This is a genomic window from Cerasibacillus quisquiliarum (genome assembly GCF_014202495.1).
GTDB lineage: Bacteria > Bacillota > Bacilli > Bacillales > Amphibacillaceae > Cerasibacillus > Cerasibacillus quisquiliarum.
Genome location: NZ_JACHHA010000001.1, coordinates 255,584 through 267,746, shown reverse-complemented (window position 1 = coordinate 267,746; position 12,163 = coordinate 255,584). Strand labels below are relative to the sequence as shown.

Genomic DNA, 12,163 nt, shown 5'->3' with positions numbered 1-12,163 from the left:
AATATGACATTCCCACTAAATATAGTGACATCTGACAAATAATTTTCGCTTTTTTTTCATAGCTTTTTCATTATGGTTCCATTATAATATATATGTTGTCTTAAATGATTCAGATTGTATTTTTCAATAACTCATTTTATTTTTTCTTTTATTCATTTTGAAAACCTTTTCTTTTTTTATGAACAAAGAAAGGCATTTCACCTTATAGAACATCATGAATCATAAACATTATAGCAAATTTGGAGGTAAGTTAAATGAGTTGGATTAAAAATTTCTTTCTGTATTTATCAGAAAATCAAATGTTGAACAAAGGAGCTAGACGTTGGGGGCTTAAATTAGGAGCACAGTCTGTTGTTGCCGGTACAAACATACCAGAAATGATAGAAAGTATTAAAAAGCTGAATCAGCACGGTATTTCATGTACAATTGACAACCTAGGTGAATTTGTATTTGAAAAAGAGGAGGCAACTCAAGCGAAAGAAGAAATCCTTCGTGTGATTGAAGCCATCCATGAGCATGAGGTCGATGCTCATATTTCATTAAAGCCGACACAACTTGGTTTAGACATTGATTATGATTTTTGCTTAGCCAACTTAAAAGAAATAATGGAAAAAGCAAAATCATATGACATCTTTGTTAATATGGATATGGAAGATTACGACCATTTACAACCATCATTTGACTTGTTAGACGAACTTTCTAAAGAATATGATAACATTGGGACTGTTATTCAAGCTTACTTCTTTGAATCTGTTGATAATATTCAAAAATATAAAGATTATCGTTTACGTATCGTTAAAGGCGCTTATAAAGAATCTGAAACGGTCGCCTACCAAGATAAAGCAGATATCGATGCAAACTTTTTAAAACTTATTGAATATCATTTATTAAATGGTAAATTCACATCTATCGCCACACATGATCATCATGTTATCGATTATGTGAAGAAATTCGTTAAAGAAAACAACATTTCGAATGACAAATTTGAATTCCAAATGCTCTATGGTTTCCGTAAAGATTTACAAATAGAGTTAGCCAATGAAGGTTATAAATTCTGTACGTACGTGCCATTTGGTGAAGATTGGTACGGTTACTTTATGCGTCGCCTAGCTGAACGACCACAAAACCTGAGTCTCGTAACGAAACAAGTATTTAATAAAAAGACAAATACAATTCTTGGTGTCGCAGCAGGTGCGTTCTTACTCGGCAGATTAACGAAAAAGAGCAAAAAGAAAGAAGACTAATTGAGATTAAATAAAAAGATTGTTCCTTTTTATAGTGGAACAATCTTTTTTTATAAAAAAATCTCCTGGCTACCACCCCAGGAGATTTATGGCATTTGAATAACCTAATATATTTTAAACGCTTTTGATCTTTTTGCGTTTAAAAACAGTTCATTAACCTTTTCCCAATTTACCGTATGCCACCAGTTTTCAACGAATTCTGGGCGACGGTTTTGGTATTTTAAGTAATATGCATGTTCCCATACATCAATGACTAACAGTGGCTTTTTGCCAACAGACAAAGGTGTATCTTGATTAGCAGTACTCATAACAGATAGTGTACCTTCTTGATCTATAACTAACCAACCATAGCCACTACCAAATCTTGAAATAGCAGCATTCGATAATTCATTTTGAAAATTCGTGAAATTACCAAAATACTTATCGATTTCTTTAGCTATATCATGAGTTGGCTCACCACCACCATTAGGAGACATCACTTCCCAAAATAATGCGTGACTATATGTTCCACCACCATTATTTCTCACTTGAGTTCGAATTTTCTCAGGAATAAGGTCCAAATTTCCCAAAAGTTGTTCTAATGATTTTTCCTGTAAATCTTCGTAACCCTCTAATGCTTTATTTAAATGATTAACATATGTTGCGTGATGCTTTCCATGATGTATCGCTAACGTCCTAGCATCTATATAAGGTTCTAAAGCTTCTAAATCATAAGGTAAGCTTGGTAATTTAAATACTGACATGTTTTCCCTCATTCTTTCTTTAATATAAAAGTTTTGCTCATATACAACTTATATGGTTTTGGTGAAACTCGTCAAGTGTTTTAAATAAAAAAACCTTCCCATTTAGAGAAGGTTTTTAGAAATTATTAGTTTAATTGAAGTGATTTCTTAGCGTTCATAATTGCTTCAATGACATAATCAGCTTTTACAACTTCTGCTTCTTTTAATAAGCTATCTTTTGATACATCGTTATGTTCCATACAAGAAGAGCATACTTTTAACTTACCGCCTTTGGATAAATATGCAGGTAGTAACTCTTTAACTGGCAAGAACGGTTCGCCGATATCAATTTTATCTGCATATCCGTCTGCTGCTAAATGAACAGCATCAGATAATAATAAAATTTCTACGGAATGACCTTGTTCTAAAGCCTTTACTCCCATTGTAAATGCAATCGTCACATTATTGGCATCTCTTTCATGTGCTGTTAATGTAATTAATAAATCTGTTTGGCTCATTTTAAAAGACCTCCATTATTTTTAAATACCCTTACAGGTATATAATGCATGAAAACATATGTGAAAATCAATTATTTTGCCCGAGAATCTTTTTTAGCATATATCATTTACATAGAAAACATACCATCCCAAGTAATCCGTTCGTATTGAACAGGATCGGTATTTCCTTCTGTATTTATGAATAATATATTTGCTTCTATATTGAGGGATAATTGTTCACGTAAAGATACATATTTATCATTACGAATGATTTCAGTAAAGGCACCAAATGGAGCAGCACCTGATTCACCTGCAATAATTCTTGGATCTTTATCAAGAGGCTGTCCTAATATACGCATACCTTGTGCAGCAATTTCATCAGGAGCCGAAATAAAATAATCAACCGTGTCTTTTAATACATTCCAGGCGACTGGATTCGGTTTACCACATGATAAACCATCCATAATCGTCAGTAAATCACCTGTCACGATTTGCGCTTCTCCATCCTGATGACATGCCGATTGGTAAAAGCAATTCGCAGCATGCGGTTCAACGAGAATAATTTTTAACTCGTCGTCACCATAATATTCAAGGAAAAACTGCACCATCGAAGCAGCAAATGATCCCACACCAGCCTGTAAGAAAATATGAGTCGGTCGCTTGTCGCCTAGTGAATCGACAATTTCCACAGCAATCGTCCGATAGCCTTCCATAATCCATCGCGGAAGCTTTTCATAACCGAATGAAGCCGTATCTTGAACGAATACCCAATTATTTTCTTCTGCGCGTTTTGCACAATATTCAACCGTTTCATCATAATTCATATCTGTTACGTATGCTTCTGCACCTAATCGTCTTATATGATTGACTCTTAAATGTGATGCTCCTTTTGGTAAATAAATGATTGCTCGATGTCCCAATTGCTTAGCAGCCCATGCTACACCGCGCCCATGATTACCATCTGTCGCAGAAATAAATGTCAATTCTCCTATTATGTCTTTAGCCTGACGTATTTTTTCAAATGTCATTTGTTGGAAATCCTCGTCTATCCGTTCAGCAATATATTTTCCAATCGCATAAGTTGCCCCCAGTACTTTAAAAGCTTGTAAATTAAAGCGTGATGACTCATCTTTTAAAAAAATATTTCCTACTCCGAAATGTTCACTTAACTGATTAAGTCGATAAAGTGGTGTTGCGACATATTTAGGTATCGTCTCATGATAACGCTTAACGAGCTGACTCACTCGTACAATGTCAGAATGATTTCCTAAATACTTCCGAACTCGATGTTTATTATCTATCCATTTCAATTTAAAATTCCTCCTTATACAAAAGTTTAATCTTACCTTTCCATATGCCATTTGACGAGATCAATAACTGACTTAAAACATAAGAAAAGCGACTCTTATAAGAAGAACGAACGTATTTAGACTTAAGAAATAATTTCATATAGGAAGACTCCAATCATCATCCAGAATAACCATACAAAACGTATACCCGAATAAATCTAAATGTATACATTGATTTTTACCTAAATATATATGGCTTATCCCTTATATGCTTAGTCGCTTCTAAATAATAAATAAAAAAGATGTTCTTCCGTTTTCTAAATTTTAACGAAAAAACATCTTTTCTGCAATTAGGATTCAAATTCTGAAAGCTCATTTTCAGCATGAAGTTCGAGCGTTTCAACCGTTGAACGAAGACTTCTTCTAATATGTGCGCGCATCGCTTCTTCAACATTCTCTGTCTGTTTTGCCTGGAGTAATGTCAATATTTTCCGATGTTCTTGTAAAACTACTTCTGGCTCATAACTTGGATTAGCATAACTACTAATGCGACGATATCTTGCAATTCGACTTTCTAATTGATTGAGAAAATGGATAGCGACATCATTAGCACTCGCCTTTTGTAATATTTTATGAAATTCTGCTCCGTATTTAACCAAGTCTTCTTTTCGCTTCGATTTTGCCGCAGCTTCCATTAATACAAGAACATCTTCTAACGCATGAAAATCACGTTCTGTTAACTTATAAGTGGCATCTTTTGCGACAAGACCTTCTAGCACTTCACGCACCTTGAAAACATTTTCCGCTTCTTTAATGGTGATGGGGGCAACAATCATTCTACCATTCGGCTGTTTAATAACTAATCGCTCAAGTTCAAGACGATATAAAGCTTGCCTTAACGGTGTTCGACTTACTTCAACTTCTTTCGATAATAATTCCTCTACTAAATGTGTATTCGGAGCATATTCTAATTTAATAATTTTTTCTTTAATATGTTGATATGCGACATCACTCGCTGATGCGCGGCGATTAAAATGAACCATACATCTTCCTCTTTCTATATAACTACTCCCTACTATTTTACACGAAAAGCTTTATGATAACATCTTTATGCTTTATTTATGCTCCAAAGTCGGGATAACCGTTTTAGCAATTGTTTCATCAAGTGCCTCATATTCGAAATAATCAATGATATTGTACAATTCTTCTCGTGTTTGCATGTCGTTTAAAACATCTTTTTGTGTTCCTGTTTCGAATATTTCTGTAAAGATGCGTTCATATGCCTTAGCAGCAGCACGTAAAGAAGTAACTGGATAAAGTACCATTTGATACCCTAATTCCGAAAATTCATCTGCCGTATAATACGGTGTACGACCAAATTCTGTCATATTAGCAAGTAACGGCGCATCAATTGCTTTAGAAAATGCTCTAAAATCTTCCTTCGACTGCATCGCCTCAGGGAAAATAGCATCAGCGCCTGCTTCAACATAAGCCTTGGCACGTTCAATTGCTTTATCTAAACCCTCTACACTTCCAGCATCTGTACGAGCAAGAACGTATAAAGTAGGTGACACTTGTTTAGCCATTTTTATTTTTTCGACCATCTCCTCTGTGGAAATAAGCTGTTTACCGTTTAAATGACCACATTTTTTCGGTATTTTTTGGTCTTCAATTTGCACAGCAGCTACTTTAGCCTCAACTAATTCTCGCACAGTCCGAGCAACATTTAATGGTCCACCAAAACCATGATCAGCATCAACTAATATAGGAAGATTAGTTGCACGCACAATTTCACGGGCACGCTCTGCCACTTCTGTTGAGTTCAATAATCCAATATCGGGGATACCTAAGCTTGCAGTAAATGCACCACCAGATAAATATAACGCTTGAAAACCGACCTTTCTAGCGACTAAACCTGCCATCGCATCGTGTGCACCTATAATTTTTAGTATGTTATCTTGTTCAACGAGTTGTCTAAATTCAATACTTAATTGCTCTTGTGTTTTCGGTTGACTTGTTAACCATGTCATCTTTTTTTGCTCCTCCTTTAAACAAATGGAAATGTCTCTTCGTTTTAACACATGAAGAGACATTTTTACTAAATTTAAATAACCATTAAATCCATAAATGCGTTAACATCCGTTTCCATTAACTTATCATGATCATTTAACACATCGAAAATCTGTTTCGCTTGTTTTTCTGGAAAACGGGTTTTGACATTTTCTATAAACTTCTCAATCAATAAAGGAATCCCTTCATCTCTTCTTCGACGATGACCAATCGGATATTCGCGTTCAACTAATTCAGTTGTTGTGCCATCTTTGAAGAAAACTTGTACAGCATTTGCAATTGAACGTTTTTCAGGGTCTAAATAATCTTTACTATACTGTTTATTTTCGACTACATCCATTTTATCGCGTAATTCATCGATCATTGGGTTTTTCGCAAAATCATCTTCATAACTATCAGCTGTTACATTGCCAAATAATAAGCCAACTGCTGTAATATATTGTAAACAATGATCACGATCTGCAGGATTGTGAAGTGGTCCTTTTTTATCAATTATTCGGATAGCCGATTCATGGGTTGTAATTGTTACTTTCTCAATTTCATCTACCCGTTCTTTAACGGCATCATGTAATTCAATGGCACATTCTAAAGCTGTTTGTGCATGGAATTCAGCTGGATAAGATATTTTGAATAAGATGTTTTCCATGACGTATGCATCTAAATCCATTGCTAATGTTATTTCTTTCCCATCCATAACAACATCTTCAAAGCCCCAGTCTTTAGCTGTAAGTGCTGTTTTATATCCCATTTCTCCTTTTAATGTTTTAAAAGCTAAGCGAACAGCACGTGCCGTCGCATCTCCAGCCGCCCATGATTTTCTGGATCCTGTATTAGGCTCATGGCGATATGTACGTAGGGCACCTGTATCTATCCAAGCATTAGATAAGCAATTAATAACTTCTTCTTTTGTTCCACCAAGTAAATGTGTTACAACGGCTGCTGAAGCGATTTTAACAAACATAACGTGGTCGAATCCAACTCGATTTAAACTATTATCTAAAGCAAGTACCCCTTGAATTTCATATGCTTTTATCGCTGCTTCTAACACATCTTTCATCTTTAACGGTTCTTTTCCTTCACTAACACGTTTACGGCTCACATAATCAGCTACAGCTAAAATTCCACCAAAGTTGTCTGATGGGTGTCCCCATTCTGCTGCTAGCCAAGTATCATTATAATCTAACCAACGAATAAGCGTACCGATATCAAAAGCACCTTCAATCGGATCTAAGTAAAAAGATGTTCCTGGCACACGCGTACCAACTGGAACCGTTGTTCCTGGCACAACCGGTCCTAAATGTTTCGTACATTCTGGATAACGAAGGGCTAAAAAAGCAACTCCTAAACTATCCATTAATGCATAGCGTGCTGTTTCAAAAGCAATCTGACTCGTAATTTCCTTATTGACAACATAATCGGCAATGGATTCTAACACATGGTCAGTGACTTGAGTTCTGTCCTCTACAACTTTCTCCATCATAATCCCTCCACCTAATGTTTTCTATGTATAATTGTATACAAAAATACATAAAAAGTCAAACGATTTTGTTAAACTTATAAAGGTATGTAAAAGATACTAGAATATGGGGAGAAATGAATTCCACGTTCACATCCTTTTCAATGGTTACATAGTAAATAAGTATCGTAATTGACATTTAGACAAATACGTTTAAACAGCCTGAACAAAAGGGTTCACGATTTCATACAAAAAAATCTGTCTAAAAGCTAACAGAAACTTTTTAGACAGATTGTTCCTTTTTTCGATTACAAACGTCATACCTCTCTAAAAATATAAGGGCGCACAAAGACAAATAAGCCAATCGCAACAAATGCCTCTGTTATCGGTAAAGCTAACCAAATACCATACACATCAAAGAAGTATGGTAAAGCGAAGAGCATTGCGATTAAAATAACAAATCCACGGCATATCGTAATAATAATTGAAGGGCGTGCCTGACCAATCGCTTGGTAATATGTCATATATACGAAGTTAATTCCCATAAATAAATATCCGATAAAAAACAATTTAATGCCACTTGTTGCGAGACGGGTAATGTCATCGGAGGATACACCGAAGACTTTTACTAAATAGTCAGCTCCTAACCAACCTATTATAAAAAAGAATAATCCAAGAAGGACAGCTGTCATTTCAGCTACTTTAATCGTCTCTTGAATCATCTGCTCTTTTTTAGCCCCATAATAATAACTTATTAATGGCTGAACAGATGAGCCGATACCAATAAATGCTAAGAACATAAAAGTATGTAAATAATTGATAACCGAAAACGCAGCTAATCCATTCGTACCAACATAATAAGACATTGCCAAATTATATCCGATAACAAATACACCGACCCCTACTTCAGATAAAAAGCTCGGAAAACCGATTACACTTATTTTTGCTAATAGACTTCTATTCCATGACATACGGACAAATCTTAAACAAGAACCCTTTCTAAAAAACTGCATCATTAATACGATAAGCCCAATTGCAGTAGCAATGACAGTCGCAAAAGCTGCACCTTTTACTTCCATTTTTAAAATAAATATCATCCAATAGTTCAAGCCTACATTAAATAATGCTGATACAATAAGTGCCATCATAGCTAAGCGCGGGCCACCATCGTTTCGCACGAAAATACTTAATGCCGTTTCCCACGTTATAATGAACGAAAACAGAAGCAATATTCCCATATAGTCTAAAACGTAGCTCATCGTTTCGTCATTAGCACCAAAAAGGTAAGCGATCGCTTCCATATTAAAATAACTTAAGCCACTGACAACAGCGGTCATAACTGTGACAAATACGATAGCTGACGTAAAAATAGACTTTGCTTGATCATATTTCCCTTCACCTATAGCAATGGAGTAAAGTGTTCCGCCACCTACTCCAATTAATAACGCAATCGAAATAATAATAGAAAAGACAGGAACAGCGATATTCACACTCGCTAATGCAACCGCCCCTATTCCATTTCCAACAAATATACCATCAATAACAATATTGACAGACATCAACATCATACCGAATAAAGTTGGTAAAAAATATTGAAAGAAACTTTTTATAACAGGCTGTATTGCTAACTTATGATGTAAGGAAGACAATGAACTCCACTCCTCTTCCACTAAGTTACTCACCACTTAACGAAAAGTAAAAGTGGGAGACAATGAATTAAAAGATGCATCCATTTCATTTTAAATTGTGAACGACCAAAAGTCCAAAAAGAAATTGGGACAAAACCTCTGAAAGATGAAAAAACTATTTTTTTGTTCACTTTTTCCTTATGTATCAGTCTCCTTCTCCTAATGATCATGACAGTAAATGATCAATAGAGCGATAAGTTTTATTTAAATAGTAAAAAGATAATACAAACTATTTTCGAGTATTATTTGCTATCGTTTGAACATTTGGATTTGGATGAAATCATGTGGAGTAGAGAGGGAGCTACTCTACATGGATTCTAAGATTTACACGTAACCATGTAAGGTAGAGCTAACTACTCTGCATGGATTTGAAGATTTATGCGTAACCATGTGGGGTAGAGAGAGCTACTCTGCATGGATTTGAAGATTTGTTCGTAACCATGTGGGGTAGAGAGAGCTACTCTGCATGGATTTGAAGATTTGTTCGTAACCACGCGGAGTAGAGCTAGCTACTCTGCATGGATTTGAAGATTTGTTCGTAACCACGCGGAGTAGAGCTAGCTACTCTGCATGGATTCAAAGATTTATGCGTAACCATGTGGAGTAGAGAACTTTACACGTTACCAATTTAGATTTTTGTATGTTATCATCTAATAGATGATAACAAATATAAAAAACGTAAAATAGACGTTGGACCAGTTTTGGTTTCCTGAACTGAAGGCTCATTTGTCTTTCTCTCGATTTTCCGCTAGTGAAAAAACGAAAGTAAAAAATGAATGAGCATGTGCATTAATGGCGATATACTTCTTAAGTCTACCGTTAAAGTTCGAAACAAAAAAATTGCGGAAACAACATTTGAATGTTGATTCCGCAATTTTTGTCATTTAAAACTGTTTTTATCCCAGTCCGATTACCATTATTCTTCTTCAATTCCATAAAACTTCCATAACAAAAAAGTAAATAGAGAAACAGAGAAAATCATCCCTGACAGCCAGATGGTTAGCATCGTGTTAATCCACATAAATATCCCTCCTTATAACATGAATGAACTGCCTTTATGCTTCGACTGGACGCTTAAAAATATTAGCAAGAAGAAACATAGCAACAATTCCAATCAATGTCGCCCAACCACCGGCTGCTAGTGGACTTGACTCTACACCGGTGAAAACAATGATTAAATAAGCAGTCATTCCTATAATCATCGACCCTTCTGCTGCACGTGGTGATGCCTTCTTTTTACCAAAAACGGCATACATAATTGGACCTAGTGTTCCTGCTGAAACTCCTGATATACCGACCCACATAAGATCAGCTAAAAATGATGGCGGATTGAGTACGAGTAAAGCAGCGGCGACTCCTACACCTAAAACAGCAATTCTACTAATTTTCAATGCAATTTTATCGACGTTTTCTTCTTTTACTTTAATAATATTTCTTTTGACGAGCACTTTTTTGAAAATATCATTTGCAAATACGGTTGACATAACAACGAATAAACCATCTGTCGTTGATAATGCCGCAGCTAAAATAACGACAGCGACAAATGCTGCTAATACAGCAGGAAAACCCCAAGCGACATATTCTAACAATGCTAAATCAGCCGCTTCTAAACCTGGGACAGCTACACGAGCGTATAAACCACCGAATAAAACAAATAAACACATCGCTGCCGCAACAATATAAACGATAATCATTTTTCTTAGGTCACGACGTCTTTTTAAAGATAATACTTTATTAAATAATTGCGGCTGTGCTGAAAATGAGAATTGAATAATTAATAAACCAATAATCGCTGAAAAGGCATAATAGTTTGAATCTGGATTAAAGACTTGTAATAATTTTCCATCTTGTTCGGCTAAATTATCAGACACATTTTTTAATGCGGAAGTAATACTGCCATCACCAAAAAATATGATTCCTGAAATAAATACAATCACACCGGTAACAGCCATCATGACCGCTTGTACAGCATCAGTATAAACATCAGCATACGACCCACCGACATACACATACCCGACAACAATGACTGCAATTGCAATCAATCCTGTTAAATAATTAACACCTAGCATGTTTTGGAAAATTTGTGCCCCTGCTGAAAATTGTGCTGCAATATAGAATAAATTAAATAACATAATTAACCCTGAACCGACGCGTAAAAAATCACTATTGTAATAGTCTCCTAGCCAATCCGGGAGAGACAATGAATTTTGAAAGTCATTTTGTTTATGAACAGTTTTAGCAATGGTTATAAAACCGAGTGGTGCTGAAATAAAAATGGCTAAATATAACCATAAATTACTAAAACCCCAGGCATAAGAATATCCTGGATAGCCCATAAATGTTGCTGCACTAAATAATGTTGCCGCAAGCGATAATCCGAGTACATAAGGACCTAGACTTGCCCCACTTATAGCAAAATCCTCCATTGTTTTCGTTTTTCGAGCGGCATAGATACTCACACCGACCATGATTAACATAAATAGTGTAAATTGAATCCATAACCATGTGCTGACCACGATATCATCTCCTTTTTAACTTGTATTTGCTCCCATTTACATTTACTTACATTTTATTTTTGCGCATAAAAAAAACGTTCCACATCTAACAAAATGAGAAACGTTTTGTATACTCGATATTTAACTGAAAACGCCATCATGTAAATGGACATTTTTTATAATACTATATATTTATTTTTATTGCAACTAGAACTTTTATTTTTTACAAATCCTTATCATTTAGGTTCATCATTTATGATAACTGAACCAGTTGATCTTATTCAGCGAAAGATGTGTACCACATGTCACACAAGCTCTAATCTATTTTTTTAAAAACTAAAACCAGTAAATAGTTGACAAATGGAAAAATATAAGATACGATACATTACAATTTGAAAATTAAATAGACACCTTCGTTAGGTGAGACTCCTATATAGAGATAAGCTACTGCCCAAAAAGGTCGAGAGACTCCAATGGGTCAACAAGAATCATCGAGATAAGGTGATTTTTAACGTAGCTGGAATCATTCCTATGCTATATAGTGTTAAAACTAAACGAATGGAGGATATTAAAATCGATTGGCTTATATTTAATTAAGCATGTCGTTTATTTGTGAATGGTAAACACCTTCATTCGTTGAAGGTGTTTTTTATTTTTTTGTCGGGGGTGATGGAATGGATAGTCATAGGTGTATTGATGTAG

At 35.2% G+C, this 12,163-nt stretch carries 9 protein-coding genes and 1 riboswitch; of the genes, 1 reads left to right on the top strand and 8 read right to left on the bottom strand.

Going from position 1 to position 12,163, the window contains the following annotated elements; all coding sequences use genetic code 11:
• The first annotated feature begins 254 nt into the window (after positions 1-254).
• Entirely contained in the window at positions 255-1,244 is a 990-nt protein-coding gene (locus tag HNQ35_RS01305) for a proline dehydrogenase family protein (protein ID WP_146934823.1), read from the top strand.
• A gap of 104 nt (positions 1,245-1,348) precedes the next feature.
• Here HNQ35_RS01305 and HNQ35_RS01300 read toward each other — a convergent pair whose 3' ends face one another.
• The 8 genes from HNQ35_RS01300 to HNQ35_RS01265 all read right to left on the bottom strand — a co-directional run bounded on the left by HNQ35_RS01300 (position 1,349) and on the right by HNQ35_RS01265 (position 11,482).
• On the bottom strand, positions 1,349-1,987 hold the full coding sequence (locus tag HNQ35_RS01300) for a superoxide dismutase (protein ID WP_146934826.1): 639 nt from the start codon (positions 1,985-1,987) through the stop codon (positions 1,349-1,351).
• A 125-nt stretch (positions 1,988-2,112) separates the two neighbouring features.
• Positions 2,113-2,484 carry a DsrE family protein gene (locus tag HNQ35_RS01295; protein WP_146934829.1) on the bottom strand — a complete coding sequence of 124 codons (372 nt, stop codon included), beginning with the start codon at positions 2,482-2,484 and terminating at the stop codon, positions 2,113-2,115.
• A gap of 107 nt (positions 2,485-2,591) precedes the next feature.
• Entirely contained in the window at positions 2,592-3,773 is a 1,182-nt protein-coding gene (locus tag HNQ35_RS01290; protein WP_246118010.1) for a diaminopropionate ammonia-lyase, read from the bottom strand.
• A gap of 329 nt (positions 3,774-4,102) precedes the next feature.
• The gene (locus HNQ35_RS01285; RefSeq protein ID WP_146934835.1) at positions 4,103-4,795 is read right to left on the bottom strand and encodes a GntR family transcriptional regulator; all 693 of its coding nucleotides are present in this window, start codon (positions 4,793-4,795) and stop codon (positions 4,103-4,105) included.
• 72 nt (positions 4,796-4,867) lie between these two features.
• The gene (gene prpB, locus HNQ35_RS01280) at positions 4,868-5,782 is read right to left on the bottom strand and encodes a methylisocitrate lyase (RefSeq protein ID WP_146934838.1); all 915 of its coding nucleotides are present in this window, start codon (positions 5,780-5,782) and stop codon (positions 4,868-4,870) included.
• Positions 5,783-5,856: 74 nt separating this feature from the next.
• Complete coding sequence (locus HNQ35_RS01275; protein WP_146934841.1) at positions 5,857-7,299, bottom strand: bifunctional 2-methylcitrate dehydratase/aconitate hydratase; 1,443 nt, start codon at positions 7,297-7,299, stop codon at positions 5,857-5,859.
• 296 nt (positions 7,300-7,595) lie between these two features.
• On the bottom strand, positions 7,596-8,927 hold the full coding sequence (locus HNQ35_RS01270) for an MATE family efflux transporter (protein ID WP_246118011.1): 1,332 nt from the start codon (positions 8,925-8,927) through the stop codon (positions 7,596-7,598).
• Between the two features lie 1,094 nt (positions 8,928-10,021).
• Complete coding sequence (locus HNQ35_RS01265) at positions 10,022-11,482, bottom strand: sodium:solute symporter family protein (RefSeq protein WP_246118012.1); 1,461 nt, start codon at positions 11,480-11,482, stop codon at positions 10,022-10,024.
• A 384-nt stretch (positions 11,483-11,866) separates the two neighbouring features.
• Positions 11,867-12,031: riboswitch (M-box (ykoK) riboswitch) on the top strand.
• Positions 12,032-12,163: the final 132 nt, after the last annotated feature.